17 protein-coding genes are annotated in these 18062 nt (G+C 64.0%); 8 read left to right on the top strand and 9 right to left on the bottom strand.

Going from position 1 to position 18062, the window contains the following annotated elements:
* The first annotated feature begins 329 nt into the window (after positions 1-329).
* The 3 genes from glpK to NFH97_RS17860 all read left to right on the top strand — a co-directional run bounded on the left by glpK (position 330) and on the right by NFH97_RS17860 (position 4955).
* A complete protein-coding gene (gene glpK / locus NFH97_RS17870; RefSeq protein ID WP_108448789.1) occupies positions 330-1832 on the top strand; it encodes a glycerol kinase GlpK in 1503 nt (500 codons plus the stop codon).
* A gap of 308 nt (positions 1833-2140) precedes the next feature.
* A complete protein-coding gene (locus NFH97_RS17865) occupies positions 2141-3769 on the top strand; it encodes a glycerol-3-phosphate dehydrogenase/oxidase (protein WP_286985822.1) in 1629 nt (542 codons plus the stop codon).
* Between the two features lie 109 nt (positions 3770-3878).
* Positions 3879-4955, top strand: coding sequence for an endonuclease/exonuclease/phosphatase family protein (locus NFH97_RS17860; protein WP_045992479.1), 1077 nt, complete (start codon positions 3879-3881; stop codon positions 4953-4955).
* Between the two features lie 189 nt (positions 4956-5144).
* Here the strand turns inward: NFH97_RS17860 and NFH97_RS17855 are convergent, their stop codons facing one another.
* Positions 5145-6524, bottom strand: coding sequence for a class II fumarate hydratase (locus NFH97_RS17855; RefSeq protein WP_108448791.1), 1380 nt, complete (start codon positions 6522-6524; stop codon positions 5145-5147).
* A gap of 407 nt (positions 6525-6931) precedes the next feature.
* Here NFH97_RS17855 and NFH97_RS17850 point away from each other — a divergent pair, with 407 nt between their 5' ends.
* Together NFH97_RS17850 and NFH97_RS17845 are read left to right on the top strand one after the other, a co-directional pair.
* Positions 6932-7315 (top strand): phasin family protein, encoded by a 384-nt coding sequence (locus NFH97_RS17850; protein ID WP_045992506.1) that lies wholly within the window; start codon positions 6932-6934, stop codon positions 7313-7315.
* 271 nt (positions 7316-7586) lie between these two features.
* On the top strand, positions 7587-8186 hold the full coding sequence (locus NFH97_RS17845; protein ID WP_108133089.1) for a carboxypeptidase-like regulatory domain-containing protein: 600 nt from the start codon (positions 7587-7589) through the stop codon (positions 8184-8186).
* 101 nt (positions 8187-8287) lie between these two features.
* On the opposite strand, the gene hda is transcribed toward NFH97_RS17845, so the two are convergent.
* Positions 8288-8989 carry a DnaA regulatory inactivator Hda gene (gene hda, locus NFH97_RS17840; protein ID WP_045992482.1) on the bottom strand — a complete coding sequence of 234 codons (702 nt, stop codon included), beginning with the start codon at positions 8987-8989 and terminating at the stop codon, positions 8288-8290.
* Positions 8986-10080, bottom strand: coding sequence for an AI-2E family transporter (locus NFH97_RS17835; protein WP_045992483.1), 1095 nt, complete (start codon positions 10078-10080; stop codon positions 8986-8988). The genes hda and NFH97_RS17835 overlap by 4 nt, the downstream gene beginning before the upstream one ends.
* A gap of 174 nt (positions 10081-10254) precedes the next feature.
* Between NFH97_RS17835 and purM the strand changes: the two genes are divergently transcribed.
* Together purM and purN are read left to right on the top strand one after the other, a co-directional pair.
* Positions 10255-11328, top strand: coding sequence for a phosphoribosylformylglycinamidine cyclo-ligase (gene purM / locus NFH97_RS17830; RefSeq protein WP_349622729.1), 1074 nt, complete (start codon positions 10255-10257; stop codon positions 11326-11328).
* Positions 11325-12065 carry a phosphoribosylglycinamide formyltransferase gene (purN, locus tag NFH97_RS17825; protein ID WP_045992485.1) on the top strand — a complete coding sequence of 247 codons (741 nt, stop codon included), beginning with the start codon at positions 11325-11327 and terminating at the stop codon, positions 12063-12065. Before purM ends, purN begins: the two co-directional genes overlap by 4 nt.
* 117 nt (positions 12066-12182) lie before the next feature.
* On the opposite strand, the gene dcd is transcribed toward purN, so the two are convergent.
* The 5 genes from dcd to NFH97_RS17800 form a co-directional block, all read right to left on the bottom strand.
* Positions 12183-12749, bottom strand: coding sequence for a dCTP deaminase (gene dcd / locus NFH97_RS17820; protein ID WP_045992486.1), 567 nt, complete (start codon positions 12747-12749; stop codon positions 12183-12185).
* A 159-nt stretch (positions 12750-12908) separates the two neighbouring features.
* Positions 12909-13712: an iron-sulfur cluster carrier protein ApbC gene (gene apbC, locus NFH97_RS17815; RefSeq protein ID WP_185696467.1), complete on the bottom strand. Its 804-nt coding sequence runs from the start codon at positions 13710-13712 to the stop codon at positions 12909-12911.
* A gap of 177 nt (positions 13713-13889) precedes the next feature.
* Complete coding sequence (locus NFH97_RS17810; RefSeq protein ID WP_045992487.1) at positions 13890-15521, bottom strand: coiled-coil domain-containing protein; 1632 nt, start codon at positions 15519-15521, stop codon at positions 13890-13892.
* 248 nt (positions 15522-15769) lie between these two features.
* Positions 15770-16180 (bottom strand): alternative ribosome rescue aminoacyl-tRNA hydrolase ArfB, encoded by a 411-nt coding sequence (arfB, locus tag NFH97_RS17805; RefSeq protein ID WP_045992488.1) that lies wholly within the window; start codon positions 16178-16180, stop codon positions 15770-15772.
* A gap of 180 nt (positions 16181-16360) precedes the next feature.
* Positions 16361-16759, bottom strand: a complete 399-nt coding sequence (locus NFH97_RS17800) for a DCC1-like thiol-disulfide oxidoreductase family protein (RefSeq protein WP_124804867.1) — start codon at positions 16757-16759, stop codon at positions 16361-16363.
* A 111-nt stretch (positions 16760-16870) separates the two neighbouring features.
* Here NFH97_RS17800 and NFH97_RS17795 point away from each other — a divergent pair, with 111 nt between their 5' ends.
* Entirely contained in the window at positions 16871-17854 is a 984-nt protein-coding gene (locus NFH97_RS17795; RefSeq protein WP_083970369.1) for a YihY/virulence factor BrkB family protein, read from the top strand.
* Here the strand turns inward: NFH97_RS17795 and NFH97_RS17790 are convergent.
* Complete coding sequence (locus NFH97_RS17790) at positions 17790-18011, bottom strand: LapA family protein (protein ID WP_045992490.1); 222 nt, start codon at positions 18009-18011, stop codon at positions 17790-17792. The genes NFH97_RS17795 and NFH97_RS17790 overlap by 65 nt on opposite strands.
* Positions 18012-18062: the final 51 nt, after the last annotated feature.

Here is an 18062-nt window from a genome sequence, read left to right as displayed (position 1 = left end):
GACTCCTCTTCGGTCCCGTGGACGCCTTGGCGCACCAACCCAGCCGAGGCAACGTTCTTCGCCTGCTCTCCAGACGCCACGACCAAAGTGCTAGCGAAAACTTTCGCGCTCTGGTTGTTCGTTCACGACCTCAACGCTACCTTTATTTTCGATAACGAACTTGTTGTGGCCTCGTACGACCATTGATCACCCGCGGCGGCGACGTTGCATAGGGGCACCCGACGTCGCTGCATCTGGCCATGTCCCTGCCGGCAGCACTAGACGGAAACCGTCTGCTCACCGAAGGTGAAGGTATCGCTCGACCACAACAACCGTCAGGACACCGGAACATGCCAACACGCTATATTCTCGCCTTTGATCAGGGCACCACCAGCTGCCGGGCCATCCTGTTCGACCAGGACACCCGCATCGTCGGCATCGCGCAGAAGGAATTCACCCAGCACTACCCCAAGCCAGGCCAGGTGGAACACGATGCCATGGAGATCTGGGGCAGCCAGATGGGAGTCGCACGAGAAGTGCTGGAAACCCAGGGCGTCAAGCCGTCCCAGGTAGCCGCCATCGGCATCACCAACCAGCGCGAGACCACCCTGATCTGGGACCGGCACACCGGCAAACCGATCCACAACGCCATCGTCTGGCAGGATCGACGCACCGCACCGCTATGCGACGAGCTCAAGGCCCAGGGGCTGGAAACCCATATCCGCGACACCACCGGTCTGGTGGTCGACGCCTACTTCTCCGCCACCAAGATTCGCTGGATCCTCGACCAGGTGGACGGTGCTCAGCAGCGCGCCGAGGCCGGCGATCTGCTGTTTGGCACCATGGACAGCTGGCTGGTGTGGAACCTGACCCGCGGCGAACGCCACCTGACCGATGTCTCCAACGCCTCGCGCACCATGCTGTTCGACATCAAACGGCTCGACTGGGACGACCGACTGCTCGAGGCCCTCGATATTCCCCGGGCGATGCTGCCCGAGGTCAGGCCATCCAGCGAGGTCTACGGCACCACCGCCAAGGAAATGTTCGGTGGCGCCCAGATCCCCATCGCCGGTATCGCCGGTGACCAGCAAGCCGCCCTGTTCGGCCAGGCCTGCTTCGACAAGGGCATGGTCAAGAACACCTACGGTACCGGCTGTTTTCTGCTGATGAATACCGGCGAGACCCCGGTGCCTTCGACCTCGGGCCTGCTGACCACCATCGCCTGGGGGCTCGACGGCAAGGTCACCTATGCGCTGGAAGGATCGATCTTCATCGCCGGCGCGGCGGTGCAGTGGCTGCGCGACGAACTCAAGATGATCGACTCGGCAGAAGACTCCGAATACTACGCCAGCAAGGTCGAGGATGCCGGTGGTGTCTACGTGGTCCCCGCCTTCGCCGGTCTCGGCGCTCCTTACTGGGACATGTACGCCCGTGGAGCGATCTTCGGCCTGACCCGAGGCTCCGGCAAGGAGCATATCACCCGCGCCACCCTGGACGCCCTGGCCTACCAGACGCGAGACATCATCGACGCCATGCAGAAGGACTCGGGGATCACCCTCAAGGCCCTGCGGGTCGACGGCGGCGCCGTCGCCAATAACATCATGATGCAATTCCAGGCTGACATGCTGGCGGTCGACGTCGAACGCCCCAGGGTCATCGAGAGCACCGCCCTGGGGGCGGCCTACCTGGCGGGGATCGCGGTGGGCATGTGGAACCTGCCGGAGCTCGCCACCCGGGGCGACATCGAACGCACCTTTACGCCCGCCATGGAAGACGCCGAACGGGAACGACGCTACAAGGGCTGGAAAAAGGCCGTGCGACGGACCATGAACTGGGAGCGCGACGAAGAGTGAAAAGAAGGCAGTACAACGGCCCATGAACCGGGAGCGCGACGAAGACTGAAAAGAAGGCCGGGCAATTATGGCCCATGAACCGGGAGCGCGACGAAGACTGAAAAGAAGGCCGTGCAATTGTGGCCCATGAACCGGGAGCGCGACGAAGACTGAAAAGAAGGCCGTGCAATTGTGGCCCATGAACCGGGAGCGCGACGAAGACTGAGAAGAAGGCCGTGCAATTATGGCCCAAGAACCGGGAGCGCGACGAAGACTGACCACACCGGGGCCTTGCGTCCCGACTCCTTCAGGAACCGCGGGGGACATGCATGCAACTACGTGACGCCAACCTTCAGCGCCTGAAGGAGGAGCACTTCGATGTACTGATCATCGGCGCCGGCATCAACGGCGCCGCCAGCGCCGCCGCGCTGGCCGGCAAGGGCGCCCGGGTGGCCTTGATCGACCGTGGCGACTTCGCCGGCGAGACCAGTCAGCACTCGTCCAATCTGGTGTGGGGCGGCATCAAGTACATGGAAAGCTATGACTTTTCGCTGGTGCGCAAGCTATGCAAGAGCCGCAACCACCTGATCAGGAGCTTTCCGTCGACGGTCCAGGAAATTCGCTTTCTGACCACCATCGACAGGGGCTTTCGCTATCACCCTCGCATGCTCTGGGCGGGCACCTGGCTGTACTGGCTGATGGGCAACGCCTTCACCCGACTGCCGCGCTACTTGACGCCAAAAGGCATCAACCGACGCGAGCCACTGGTCGATACGCGTGCGGCGATCGGTGGCTTCGAGTACTCCGACGCCTACCTGCATGACAACGATGCCCGCTTCGTCTACAGCTTCGTACGCTCGGCGCTGGACTACGGCGCGGCGGCGGCCAACTACGTCGAGTCGCGGGGTGCACGACGCAGCGACAACGGCTGGGTCGTTGACGCCCGGGACAACCAGAGCGGCGAGACCTTCAGCCTGCGCGCCGGAATCATCATCAATGCCACCGGCCCCTGGGTGGACGACCATAACGCCTTGAGCCGACAGACCACCGATCACCACCACGCCTATTCCAAGGGCATCCACCTGATCGTGCCACGGCTGTCGGAGCGCCAGCGCGTGCTGGCCTTTTTTGCCGACGACGGGCGGCTGTTCTTCGCCATTCCCATGGGGCCGCGCACCTGCATCGGCACCACCGACACCAAGGAAGAGCGCCCGGAGGTCGCGATCAGCGACGCCGACATCGATTTCGTGCTGGACAACATCAACAAGCGCCTGAGTCTGAAACGCCCGCTCGACCGTTCGGACATCATCGCCACCCGCTGCGGCGTGCGCCCGCTGGCGGTCAAGGCCAACGCCGGCAATGGCCGCGACTTTCTCCAGATGTCGCGCAAGCATGCCATCGACATCAACGCCACGGAGCGCCATATCAGCATCTTTGGCGGCAAGCTCACCGACTGCCTCAACGTCGGCGAGGAGATCGTCAGAGAGGTGCAACGATTAGGCCTCGAGCTGCCACAGCCGCGCGCCCGCTGGTACGGCGAACCTTCGGACACGGACAGGCGAGAATTCCTGCACCAGGCAAGCCTGCTGGGCCTCGATGAGCGCACCCCCTCCTCGTCCAGTGAACCTCTGAGCAAGCGCCTGTGGCGTCGCTACGGCCTCAACGCCTTCGACATGCTGGAGCAGATCCGCCAGGACCCGCGACAGGGAGAGCTGTTGATCGAGGGTACCGAATACCTGCGCTGCGAGCTCGAGCACGCCGCCCGGCGAGAGATGATCACACGACTCGAGGACTTCCTGCGCCGCCGCTCCAAGATCGCCCTGGTGGTGGACACTCAGACCCTGCACGGGTCACCTGGCCTCGATGAGGCCGCCCGAATCCTGTTCGGCGACGAGGCCCAAGAACGGCTCGAGGAATACTTTGCGAGTGCCACACCGACATCGCGCGAACGGGCCTGAGGTCCTCAACGGCGCTCCTTGGCTCTATCGTTAAAGGCCGAGGACCGTTAGGCTCGTCATCATCATTGTTGCGCCGAGCCGGTGCGCCGGACCGAAAAGGGACCCCTGCATGCTCTCACTTGTCATCGATACCCTTCTGATCGCGGTGGTGACCATCGTCGCCGGCGCTACCCTGATCGCCAGGATTCCGTCCCACTGGTGGTGGCTCAGGGCCTGTGAGTTCCCCCGTGTCCAGATCGGACTCATCGGGTTGTTCTGTGCTTTGGCAAGCCCGCTGGCGAGCGACTCCCTGACACTCTGGATTGCCACGGCCGGCCTGGTCGTCTTCGCCATCCAGGCTTTCTATGTACTGCCCTGGACACCGCTGTGGCCGGTGCAGGTCATGGCCGCCAAGGGCGACGCCCCGGAGCGTTGCCTGACGCTCTTGATCGCCAATGTACTCACGCCGAACCGGCGCAGCGACGACCTGCTGGAGATCATCGCCGAGCGCGACCCGGACATGGTGCTGACGCTGGAATCCGACCAATGGTGGGGCGACAAGCTCGATGCCGGCCTGGCAGACGGCTACCCCTACGCCGTGCGGGTCCCGCTGGACAACCTCTACGGCATGCACCTGTATTCCCGTCGCCCGCTGATCGACCCCGAGGTCAAGTGGCTGATCCAGGATGACATCCCCTCGATCCACTGTGAGGTGGAACTCGAAAGCGGAGATCACATCCGCTTTCGCGCCCTTCACCCCAGGCCACCGGCACCGAGCGAGAGCGAGGAATCGCTGTGGCGGGACGCGGAGCTTTCGCTGGTCGCCGAAGAGATCCACCAGAACCCGGTACCGACGCTGGTCGCGGGCGACCTCAATGACGTGGCCTGGTCACGCAGCACGCGCCTGTTCTGCCGCGTCAGCGGCATGCTGGACCTGCGGCGCGGCCGCGGCATGTTCTCGAGCTTCCACGCCGGCTATCCGTTCCTGCGCTGGCCGCTGGACCATGTCTTCGTCAGCGAGCACTTCACCCTTGCCAAGATGGATCGGCTGCGGGCCTTTGGCTCAGACCATTTCCCGATCCTTGCCACCGTCTGTTATCGCCCCTCCAGAGCCGACGAGCACGACACCCCGGACGCCGACAACGAAGAGCATCACGACGCCCGTGAAACCGTCGAGGAAGCCAGGGAGCGCGATCAGTCGAGTTGAGTTCCCGCCTTCCAGGCGATGTCCATGTCGTGGTAACAAGTGTGGCGATGGACTCGCAGCAATAGAAAAGACGGGTAGCAGTAGAAAAGAAGAGCCTTGCCGTCGTGGCAAGGCTCTTCTTCTTCAAGGGGCGTTACTCCAAGGGGCGTTATTCCAAGAGGCGCCATGTCGGCCGCGCCCTCGCCACCTCTATTCGGGAATACCGCCACGGGTCAGGGAGGCGGGATCCAGCAGGCGTTCGAGCTCATCGCGTCCGAGGTCGGTCTCCTCCTCGGCCACGTCGATGATCGGCCGGCCGGCCTGGTAGGCCTTCTTGGCGATGGCCGCCGCGGCGTTATAGCCGATCACCGAGTTCAATGCCGTCACCAGGATGGGATTGCGCGCCAGTGGCTCACTCAGGTTGTCCTCGCGCACCTTGAAGGTCGCGATCGCCTTGTCCGCCAGCAGCCGCGATGTCTGGCTCATCAGGGTGATCGACGTCAGCAGGTTGCTTGCCACTAGTGGCAGCATCACGTTGAGCTGGAAGTTGCCGCTCTGTCCGGCGACGGTCACGGCGGTGTCCAGACCGATCACCTGAGCGGCGGCCTGGGCGGCGGATTCGGGTATCACCGGATTGACCTTGCCCGGCATGATCGAACTGCCCGGCTGCAAGGCTTCAAGCTCGATCTCGCCAAGCCCCGCCAGCGGGCCGGAGTTCATCCAGCGCAGATCATTGGCGATCTTCATCACCACACACGCCAGACCCTTGAGCTGACCCGACAGTTCCACCGCTGCGTCCTGGGAGCCAAGGCTGGCAAAGAAGCTGTCATTGGGCGTCAGAGCGAGCCCGGTGCGGGCGGAGAGCTCGGCGGCCATGCGCTCGGCAAACTCCGGATGGGCATTGATACCGGTGCCGACCGCAGTCCCCCCTTGGGCCAGCCGACACAGCCGCACCATGGCGCTGTCGAGACGCTCGATGGCCTGCCCCACCTGGCTCGACCAGCCACCGAGTTCCTGACCAAGACGCAGTGGCATGGCATCCATCAGGTGAGTGCGTCCGGTCTTGACCACCTCGTCCAGCTCTTCTGCCCTGGCGTCGATGACACCTCTGAGGTGCTCGAGCGCCGGGCGTAGCGTACCGGTAACTTCCAGCGCCGCCGACAGGTGCAGGGCGGTGGGAATGACATCGTTGCTCGACTGCCCCATGTTGACGTGGTCGTTGGGTCCGACGCTCAAGTCATCGGAGCTCGCCAGGTGGGCGATCACCTCGTTGACGTTCATGTTGCTCGAGGTGCCGGACCCGGTCTGAAACACATCGATGGGGAACTGATCATCGTGCTGACCCGCGATGATCGCGTCTGCCGCCTCGACGATGGCACGACGACGATCGTCGTCCAGCAATCCCAGGTCGCCGTTGACCACCGCCGCCGCTCGCTTGATGCGAGCAATGGCGTGGATAAAGGCTGACGGCATCTGCTGGCCCGACACCGGGAAGTTGTTGACCGCACGCTGCGTCTGGGCGCCATAGAGCGCATTGGCGGGAACCTCGAGCTCCCCCATGCTGTCGCGTTCGATACGGGTCTGCGTCATGGATCACTCCTGATCGTCAAAGGCAAAGGGTTAAAGGTACGGTCCTTCGTTTTCTCTTGAATACCATGGTGGCGAGACTTCCTGCTTGCAAGGCTTGCAGGGATCACATCGCTGTCATGTCTCCACACTAGGCTGAAGGCGATCCAGGGGCACGGTGAACTTGCACGCCGGTATCCCATCAAAGGGCGAAGAAGGCTAGATAACGGACTTTTCGTCGTTTTTTCGCTGTTTCAAGCATTCTTTGGATCCAAACCCCTTTTCCCCCGATTCTCGACCCAATCCATGTTGCGATGCACAAAACCCTCTGCTATTGTGCACTGCAACAGACGACGCAACGGCATCGACCACTGGGAATGGTCCCACGGTCATCGCCGACAAGTAGTTCGAAACCCCAGGAGGTTCACATGATGCGCACTATCGATACCAAAGCACTGTTCAACAACGAGCAAGTCGAAAACCTGTTCTTCGGCCCGGCCCGCGCTTACGCAAGCCTGACCGTCGACTTCGCCGAGAAGCTGACCAGCGCCCAGCTGGAAGCCGCCAAGGCCTACACCGAGACCGGTCTGGCCCAGGCTCGCGCCTTCACTTCCGTCAAGGACGTCGAAGGTCTGCGCTCCTACATGGAAGGCCAGCAGAAGGTCGCCAAGGACCTGACCGAGCGCCTGAAAGGCGACGCCGAGAAGGTCGTGGCCCTGCAGCAGGACTTCGTCTCCAAGAGCCAGAAGCTGGCCGAAGAGAACGTCAAGCAGGCCACCGACACCGCCACCAAGGCTACCGCCAACGCCAAGTAATCTGGCTACGGCAGACGCCTGAACGACTCAGGTCGTTCACCAAGCGGCCCCCGATTTCAATCGGGGGCCGTTTTGCGTCTGCAGCCAGCGTCAATCAAGGCGCTGCCTTGTGACACCGCCACCAAGGCTAGCGCCAACGCCAAGTCATCATGACTGGCTCGGGCAGACGCCTGTCCGGCCACGCACACGCCACGCGTGGCAATTCCGACGCCGATTCCATAAGCTGACAGCACACAGGGCCCAACGACATTCGTTGCAAGGAGACCGCGCCATGAAGGCACCCTACCCGCTGTTGTCACGCCGATTCCGCCTGGCGGTAATCGCCATCCTCGCCTTGCTGATCACCGGCTGTCAGAGCGTCAGCACCACCGGCACGTCCCGCGCCCCGGAGGTCATCGATATCGGCGAACCCGACACCCCGATCGAACAGCCGGGCCCGAGAGACGACCAGCCCACCGCCGATCAAGCCAGGGTCCCCAGGGAGATCCCCTTCCCCGCCGACGTCTACGCCCAGCTGCCGAAGAGCGGCAGCGCCGTGCTGTCCGGCAGACTCACCCTGAACACCCCCGCAGGCCCGGTCATCGGCGGTGGCGAGACGGTATCGGTCGCACCGATCACCAAGTACTCCGCCGAGGCGGCGGCCCAGGCGCTGGCCGGCCGGGCGGTGGAACGCGCCGACCCACGGGCCCGCGAATACACCCACACCACCCGCACCGACACCAACGGCTACTTTCAGCTACGCGACCTGCCCCCCGGCGACTTCTACGTTTCGGGCACGGTGGTCGATCCGGCCAGTGGCAGCCGCCAGATCGTGATCAAGGAAGTCACGCTAAGAAATGGTGGCCACAGCGAGATTCAGCTCAGCCGCTGATACCGCGTACCGATTCGACCTGGCCCTGACAACAGGACGGCGACCCATTGCGGGTCGCCGTCTTGCTTTCCTGGAGAGCTTTCCTGGAGATGCCCAGACCGCTACCAGTCCAGTGCCTTCTTGACGAAGGGGATGGTCAACTTGCGCTGCGCCGACAGCGAGGCGTTGTCCAGCACCTCGAGCGAGCGAAACAGCTCACTGAGCTCGCGTGCACCACGATGCAGGATGTAGCGTGCCACCTCGTCGGGCAACTCCATGCCACGCAGGTGGGCACGCAGCTTCAACGCTTGCATGCGGTCCTCGTCGGACAGCTGCCTGAGGTGGAAGGTCATGCCCCAGGTCAGCCGTGACGCCAGGTCCGCCAGCTTGATATCGAGCTGCCGGGGCGGGCGATCCGCGGCGATCAACAATCGCTTGCCGCTGTCTCGCAGCCGGTTGAAGGCATGGAACAGCGCCTCCTCCCAGCGCTTGCGCCCCACCACTCGATCCAGATCATCGATGGCCACCAGGTCGAGACGCTCCACATCCTCGAGCATCAACGGCGGGAAGTGGCCCAGCTCCTCCAGTGGTAGATAGAGGGTTCGCAGGTCCCGCGCGGAGGCCTGGTGGCAGGCCGCCTGCAACAGGTGGCTACGACCGACGCCGTCGCCCCCCCACAGGTACAGAAAGGGCTCGCCGTTGTCATCGAACTGATGGCTCAGGCACTCCACCAGGGTGGCGTTGGCTCCCGGATGGTAGTTGTCGAAGGTCGCGTCGTCGCGCAGTCCGACGCCCAGAGGCAACTGCGCGGGGGCTCGACTCATGAGGACTCCTCGTTGGCGGCGGAGGGCTCCTTGTCGGATTCATGCTCCGCGTCATAGAGCGACGAATTCTTATACGTATCATGCAGGTAGCGCAAGATGACCATCACCATGGCCGCCACCGGCAGCGCCAGCAGCACACCGGTGAAGCCGAACAGCTGGCCGCCGGCCAGCACCGCAAAGATGACCGCGACAGGATGCAGGCCAATCTTGTCCCCCAGCAGCTTCGGCTGCAGCAGGGTGCTTTCCACCAGTTGCCCGAAGCCGAACACCAGCCCCACGCCCAGCAGTACCAGCCAGTCGCCGAACTGGAAGAAGGCCACCACACCGGCCACCGAGATCCCCACGATCACGCCCAGATAGGGCACGATGCTGGCAAGTCCTGAGAGCAGCCCGATCAGCAGGCCAAAGCGAACACCCAGCAGCGTCAGTCCGATGGCATAGATGACGCCGAGACACAGCATCACGATCAACTGGCCACGCAGGAAGGCCGCCAGCACCTCGTCGCACTCCTTGGCCAGCCGAACGGCCGTCGGCTCCCACTGACGCGGCAGCAGCCGCCTGACCTTGCCCACCAGCACGTCCCAGTCCAGCAGCAGGTAGAAGGTCACCACCGGAATCAACGCCAGATTGGCCAGCCAGCCGACCAGCGCCATACCCGACCGCGACACCTGGGCCAGTACGCTGGCGGCGACGGTACCGGTTTCTTTCCAGTTTTCCAGTACTGCCTTGCGCAGTGCATCGAAGTCGGTGCTGAGATCGAGCCCGGTCAACGACTGCAGCTCCGGCAACACCGTGCTCTGAATCCAGCTCAGTACCGCCGGCAGCGCTTCCACCAGCTGCCCGATCTGCTGTCCCAGCAGCGGCACCAGCAGCAGCAGCGTCAGCCCTACCAGCAGCGTCAACAGCACAAACACGACGCAGACCGCCCATTGACGCGACAGCCCGCGCTCCTCCAGGCGATCGGCGATAGGGTCACCCAGGTACGCCAGCACCATGCTGACGAAGAAGGGCGCCAACACCGGTTCGATGCTGACGAAGAACCACAGCACAACAGCCGCCACCGCGGCGACAATCCACCACTGCTTGCTCATTCGCTTTTCCCCGAAAGAAACCACCATTCCCTGTGATGCCCGACCGATAGTGTGCCATGGCTGCGATGGCCGAAGCACAGTGCTACAATCTCCGCCCCCAACGTGCCCATTGTCTCACGTTCGTCCGCTGGTGCGCACCACGCCCGCGGCTCGACCGACTCCACAGGATCTGTCATGACCGACTCCTCCTCCTCCCCCGAAAGGGCTTCGCTCAGCTACAAGGACGCCGGTGTCGATATCGACGCCGGCAACGCCCTGGTCGATCGCATCAAGGGCGTCGCCAAACGCACCACCCGCCCCGAGGTAATGGGCGGGCTGGGAGGCTTCGGCGCGCTGTGCCAGCTGCCCAGCGGCTACCGTGAGCCGGTTCTGGTCTCCGGCACCGACGGGGTCGGCACCAAGCTGCGCCTGGCCATGGACCTGGGTCGCCATGACACCATCGGCATCGATCTGGTTGCGATGTGTGTCAACGACCTGGTGGTCGCCGGCGCCGAGCCGCTGCTGTTCCTCGACTACTATGCCACCGGCAAGCTGGACGTCGATATCGCCGCCGACGTGGTCAGCGGCATCGGCGAAGGCTGCGAACGTGCCGGCTGTGCTCTGGTCGGTGGCGAAACCGCCGAGATGCCCGGCATGTACGAAGGTAGCGACTACGATCTGGCCGGCTTCTGTGTCGGCGTGGTGGAGAAGGACGAGATCCTCGACGGCACCAAGGTCGCCGCCGGTGACGTACTGCTGGGCCTGAGCTCATCCGGCCCTCACTCCAATGGCTACTCCCTGATCCGCAAGATCCTCGAGGTGGCTGACGCCGACCTGTCCACCGACATCGACGGCCAGTCACTGGGCGACGCCCTGATGGCGCCGACACGCATCTACGTCAAGCCGCTGCTGGAACTGCTGCGCCACGACGACTATCAGGTCCACGCCCTGTCCCACATCACCGGTGGTGGCCTGCTCGAGAACCTGCCCCGGGTACTTCCCGAGGACCTCACCGCCCACGTCGATACCAGCCTGTGGCAGCGCCCTGCGGTGTTCGACTGGCTCAAGCAGCAGGGCAACGTGGACGAACATGAGATGCACCGCGTGCTCAACTGCGGCATCGGCATGGTGCTGGTGGTATCTGAAGATCAGGCCGACCAGATCCGCGCTCACCTGCAGGCCCAGGGCGAAGGCGTCCATCGCATTGGCCACATCGCCGCGCGCCAGGGCGACGAGGAGCAGGTGCAACTGGAGATGCCGGCGTCATGAGCGAGGGCGTGAACGAGGGCGAGCTCAACGGCTTCACCCCGGAAGAGGCCACCCAGCCACGGGTGGTAGTGCTGATCTCGGGGGGTGGCACCAACCTGCAGGCCCTGATCGACGCCCAGAGCCACGACGAACTGGGTGGCGAGATCGTGGCCGTGGTGTCCAATGTCGCTGACGCCTATGGTCTGAAGCGGGCGCGTGATGCCGGCATCAACGCGGTGGCCCTGCCCCACCGCGAGTACGACAGCCGCGATGCCTTCGACGGCGCCCTGATCAAGGTGATCGAGCGCCACGAGCCTGACCTGGTGGTGCTGGCCGGCTTCATGCGCATCCTGACGCCGCGTTTCGTCCAGCGCTTCATGGGACGGATGATCAACATCCATCCGTCGCTGTTGCCGGCCTATCAGGGCCTGCACACCCACGCCAGGGCACTGGCCGACGGCATCGACGAGCACGGCTGCAGCGTACACTTCGTCACCGAGGAACTCGATGGCGGGCCGGTGGCGATCCAGGCCGTGGTCAAGGTCAACAAGGATGACACCGAAGAGACCCTCAAGGAGCGAGTGCTGAGTCGTGAGCACCTGATCTTCCCGATCGCGGTACGCTGGTTCCTCGAGGGACGTCTGCGCCTGCAGGGCGACATCGCGACCATCGACGGCCAGCCGCTGCCGCCGGGCGGCATGCGACTGTCCCACGAGGACGCCGCCGAGGAACTCGACGAGGACGACGAGTCCCGGTGAAATCTGGCCGCGCTGTCGCCTGAAACAACAAGGCCCGCCGAGCGATCGGCGGGCCTTGTTGTCTGTGGGCCTTGCATGCAGCAGTCGCGTGAGCGGTAAGCCCTCGCCTCTTCGCACTCAGGTGCGCGGCAGAGTCACTCCACGCTGGCCCATGTACTTGCCGCCACGATCGGCGTAGGAAGTGTCACAGATCTCGTCAGATTCCAGAAACAGCATCTGTGCCACGCCCTCGTTGGCGTAGATCTTGGCCGGCAGATTGGTGGTGTTGGAAAACTCGAGGGTCACGTGACCTTCCCACTCCGGCTCCAGCGGCGTCACGTTGACGATGATGCCGCAACGCGCATAGGTGGACTTGCCCAGGCAAATGGTCAGCACGCTGCGCGGGATGCGAAAGTACTCGACGGTCCGCGCCAGCGCGAAGGAGTTGGGCGGAATCACGCAGACATCGCCCTTGATGTCGACAAAACTCTTCTCGTCGAAGGCCTTGGGATCGACCACCGCCGAGTGAATGTTGGTGAACACCTTGAACTCGTCGGCGCAGCGCACGTCATAGCCGTAGCTCGAGGTCCCATAGGAGATGACCCGCCGGTCGTTGACGTAGCGAACCTGATCGGCCTCGAAGGGCTCGATCATGCCCTCGTTCTCGGCCATGCGGCGGATCCATTTGTCGGACTTGATGCTCATGGGACTTCCTGCTGGGTGCTCGAAGAGTGGACGCGTTCGGTGGGGCCACATGATAGCGGCCCCTCGCTGCCACGTCACGATGCAAAGGTGATAGGCGCCTGACAGGCGCTTGATGAGGATCAGCCGGCGACGCCGCCAGGCGTCACCCTTCGCTGGCCCTTACTCGCTGAAGCTGATGCTCGGCCCCTGGTCGCCACCGTCACCGTCGATCTGCTCGGCCACCTGACGCGCCATGGTGCGGAAGGTCGTCGCCACTTCGCCGTCGGGCTCGGCGACCACGCTGGGACGTCCACCGTCCACCTGCTCACGAATGCCCATCGACAGCGGCAGGCGCCCCAGCACCCGGGTATCGTACTCCGCAGCGATGCGCTCTCCGCCCCCCTCGCCGAAGACCGGCTCACTGTGGCCGCACTTCGAACAGGTATGCAGGCTCATGTTCTCGACCACGCCCAGCACCGGGACCTTGACCTTGCGGAACATCTCGATGCCCTTGCGCGCGTCCAGCAAGGCGATGTCCTGGGGCGTGGTGACGATCACCGCGCCGTCCACCGGTACCTTCTGGGCCAGGGTGAGCTGGATGTCACCGGTGCCCGGCGGCATGTCCACGAACAGATAGTCCAGGTCGCTCCAGCGTGTCTGGTTGAGCATCTGCTGGAAGGCTCCCGCCACCATCGGGCCACGCCACACCATGGGCTCGCGAACGTCGACCATGAACGCCATGGACATGGCCTGGAGGCCGTGGGCCTCCAGCGGCAGGAACTGGTTCTCGCCGCTCGCCTGGGGGCGCACGCCTTCGCCGACTCCCAGCATCTGCGCCTGGCTGGGCCCGTAGATATCGGCGTCGAGAACGCCGACGCGATAGCCTTCGGCGGCCATGGCCAGCGCCAGATTCACGGTCACCGTCGACTTGCCGACACCACCCTTGCCCGATGCCACGGCAACGATATGCTTGACCCCTTCGATCACGTCTCGCTCCTGTTTCCAGATGGGCGCGGTTAATCCGCCGGGCCAGTATAGGGCCCAGGCGGCGCGAGGTTAAGCGAAGCGGGACCGCCAAACGCAGCGGCGGGCCCGAAGGCCCGCCGCTGTTGCTTCCCGCAACCTTGCCGACGTCACCGCCGGCAACCGTCTCGCTGACGCTCAGTTGGTGCTTTCGGTGCTGGCGTCGTCGGTGACCGAGGCTGCCGCATCGCGCACCTTCTCGGCAGCCTGACGGGCCACGTCCTTGACCGTCTCGACGGCCTCGGCGGCACCGGAGGCTACCTCATCGGTCCACTGGGTAGACGACTCCTCGCCCTCGGCGGCCGCATCGGCGGAGCCCTCTTCGCTGGCCGCATCCGCCTGGGAAGCGTCGGCGGAGGAACCTTCCCCGCTCTGGGAAGCGTCGGCAGAAGCCTGATCACCCTCGCTGCCACCCGGGGTCTTCTCCATGGACTCGGACGAGGCCACGTCCTCGTCCTCGGCGGCGCTCTCGTTGGAGCCCTGCTCGCTGGCCGAGGCCGCGCTGTTGCCCGAGGACTGAGAAGAGTCCTGCTCCTGCGACGACTGTTCCTCTGCCGCCGACCGCTTCGCCGACTGAACGGCGATATCGGCCTGGCTCATGCCATCACTGCTCTGGTCGCCGCTGTTTTCGCCGCCACCACTCTGGTCGCCATTGCTCTGGTCGCCACCCCCGGAGCTGATGACCTCGACGGAGCCGCTGCTGCTTTCGCCCTGGGACGAGGCCTGCTCATCGGCACTACCCTCGCTGTCGCTGCCTTGACCGGAGGATGCGCCGTCAGAGAGCTCGGCGGTGGCACGATCGAGGTTCTCGAGCTCGATGCGCCAGGTGTCGAGTTGATTGTTGAGACGAGCCAGACGCTGGCGACGCTCGTCGGCACGGGCCTCGAGTTCATCGATCCTGGCCTGCAGCTCATCGCGGCGGGCGACCGCTTCCTCGGCACGGGACTCGGCCTGGCGAACACGCGCCTCGGCCTGCTCGCGTTGCTCGGCGGTGCTGGCCAGCGTCTGCTCGAGGCGGGCCTGGGCCTGCTCGGCCTGCTTCTGCGCCTCCTGCTGCTGGCTCTCGAGGCTCGCCACTTCTTCCTCGAGTGAACCGACGGCGCTCTGCTTCTCTTCGATGGAGCTTTCCAGATCACTCAGGCGCTTCTCGGCGTCATCGACCTCACCGGTCAAGGACTCAGCCTCGGACTTGAGCGAATCACGACGCTCCACCAGCTGCTGCTGTTCGTTCTGCGCCTCTTCCAGACGATTGCGCGCCGCCACCAGGTCGGACTGCAAGGATGCCTGGGTGGATTCGAGTTCCTTGAGATCGGCCTGTACCTGGGCGGCCTGCTCTTCGGCTGCCGCCTGGGCGGTACGCGCTTCGGCCTCCTCGGCCTTCAGGGTTTCGAGCTGGGCACGCATTTCCTCAAGCGAGGTCTCGGCCTCTTCCCACTGGGATACCTGGCTCTCGAGCTCGGCACGCTGGGCTTCCAGGGTAGCCTGGCTCTCTTCCAGCCCGGACACCTGCTCGCGCAGGGTCTCGACGCGTGACTCGCTGGCATCGAGTTCCTTGGTCAGGGCAGTGCGTGCCTCGCCGTTGGAACTGGCGCTGAGCTGGGCACCGATGGCCCAGATCAGGCTGACGCCGGCCACCGCCGCCAGGCCCTTGACGCGGTTGTCCTTGAACAGCTCCTTGGCATCCTTGCCGGAGGCTGAAGACTGGGTCGCCTCGGAGGTGTTGCCATCCTTCTCGGTGTTGTTGTCCTTGTCGGGATTGATCTCTTCCATTCGGGGGTCTCCCTTGGGGTGGGACGGGTCCTGAGGTTCGAGGACCAAAGTGATCACAGCATACTGCCTGACTGCGGGCGCGTCAGGGGTGTGCTCCATCAAAAATACGCGCTAGCGAGCATTAGAAAATTGCCGTGTACCCTATCCGAGCATCTTTTCCGCAGAGCGTCGAGCCCCATTAGCGAAGCGCAGGAGTCTGCGGAAAGCCGCCCTCACAAGCGTTCAGGATGCAGCGACTGTTCGATGCGCTACGTCTCCGGCTTGCCGCGTAGCGACTTGAGCTTGCCCCGCTGCTTCTTGCCTTCGAGGCGACGCCGCTTGGCCGCCTTGCTGGGCCGGGTGGCGCGACGCGCCTTGGGAATCACCAGTCCCTGCTGCAACAGCGATTTCAGCCTCGCCAGTGCCGCTGCGCGGTTGGCCTCCTGGGTGCGTTCCGACTGGGCCTTGATGATCACCACTCCGTCCTGGGTGATGCGATGATCATTGAGCGCCAAAAGGCGCTCCTTGACGTCGTCAGGCAACGACGATGCCTGAATATCGAAGCGCAGATGAATCGCCGAGGCGACCTTGTTGACGTTCTGGCCGCCGGCTCCCTGGGCACGAATCGCACTCATGGCGATCTCGCTATGAGGGACCGACAGACGTCGACTTAGTTGCATCTTGCCTCCCTCCTGGTGGCTTGTGATAAATAACGGTAGATGAACGGCGTTGGTGGCCAGTATCGCTGGTCGGTGCCGATGCCCGGTGCTGATACCCAGTGCTGATGCCCGTTGCCGATGCTCAATGTTGATGCTCAACGCCAGGCCGTCGGCGGCCCCATCCGGTGAGAGCGACACACTTCAAGGCCTGATCGGACCGACGCCGAGCCCCTTGAGCATGACACGACGAACGGCCTTGAGCAGCGGATAGCTGAGGCGTGCTCGCCGTCTCGACGACAGCCACCACAGCATCCCACGCGACAGCGGACCTCGACCTCGCCCGGCCACTGCCGCCATACGTACCGCCTGATCACCATGGTAGCGCTCGTCGCCGAGCTCCAGCACCATACCCTCGTCCAGGCGACAGCCCAGACGCTCCAGACGCCGGACCTCTTCGGGGTGATGGCGCGCATCAACAAGTTCCAGCCGTCCCTTGGACAGTCCGTAGCGCGACACGAAGCTCCGACACAATGGACACTGTCCATCGTAGATCAGCCTGGCGTCGGATTCGGTGCGGGATTCCTGGTCTGCAGATGCCACTCGTTCCTCCCGGCGTACCCCCGCCCTTAGACCATCTGGTTGGGCAAGGGTTTGACGCTGACACTGGCTCCCAGCGTATCATGCCCTATCCCTCAAGGACGATTCGGGCCCATGACAGCACCGCGCTGGTACCAACACGCCGTCTTTACTCTGCTGCCACGGCTCGCCTTCTTCATGTGGCGGGTGCTGACCCACTTTCTGCATAATCGGGGAATGCTGCTGGCGGGCGGGGTCGGCTTCAATATTCTGCTGTCCACCATTCCGCTGTTCGCACTGATGGTGGTGGCGATGGCTCAGGTCGTGGACGAGCAGCAGCTGCTCAATGTGATCGCCATGCAGGCACGCCACATCGCCCCTACCCACGCCGAGGTGATGCTGGAGTCGGTGCGCGCACTGCTGGACTCCCGCGACGCGATCGGCATCTACGGCATCCCTGTGCTGCTGATCTTCAGCTCCTTCGCCTTTCGCATGCTGGAAGACGCCCTGGCGCTGATCTTCAGAAAGCCCGACGTCAAGGACACCCGCAGCCTCTGGGTGTCCTTCCTGTTGCCCTACGCCTTCATGCTGGTGCTGAGTGCGGCGCTGCTGGCGCTGGCCATGGCGGTCAGCCTGGCCAGCACCCTCAATGGACTGTGGATGGCGCTATACGGCCGTGAGCTGCCCATGGCCTCGCTGTCGGAGCCGGCCCTCAACCTGACCAGCTTCGTCGGCGTCTTCCTGCTGTTCAGCGCCATCTACAAGGTCCTGCCGGTGGTACGCATTTCCCTGAGGCGCGCCTTGGCCGGGGGCTTTGCCGCCGCCCTGATGTGGGAAGGGGTCAGGATCGCCCTGGTCTACTACTTCGCCAACCTGTCACTGGTAAGCGCGGTCTACGGCCCCCTGGCGACCCTGATCGTGGTGCTTCTGAGCCTCGAGATCGGCGCCGTGATCCTGCTGCTGGGCGCCCAGGTCATCGCAGAGCTCGAGCACAACTGCCGCCTCGGCCTGCCCTGGCACCAGGACCCTCGCAAGCGCTCGCGGGTCGATGCCCTCAGCGGCGCTGCGGCTCCTTGCCCTGCAGGCGACGAATCAGCCCCATCAGGCCGCGACCGCTGATCATGCCCAGCAGGTAGATCACCACCACCAGCAGGGCCATCGGCATGGCAATGGTCCAGCCGAGCAGTTTCACCTGCACCATCTCGATGTTCTGCACCACCAGGATGGCGATCAGCGCCAGAATCACGACCTTTACCACCAACCAGAACTTTTCCATCGAAGACTCTCCTTGTGCCCGACACGGGCGTTGCGATGTCGCCACGCCGAG

It is taken from the genome of Halomonas sp. SCS19, from assembly GCF_040147015.1.
GTDB lineage: Bacteria > Pseudomonadota > Gammaproteobacteria > Pseudomonadales > Halomonadaceae > Halomonas > Halomonas litopenaei.
This window is presented reverse-complemented; position numbering and strand designations above follow the sequence as displayed.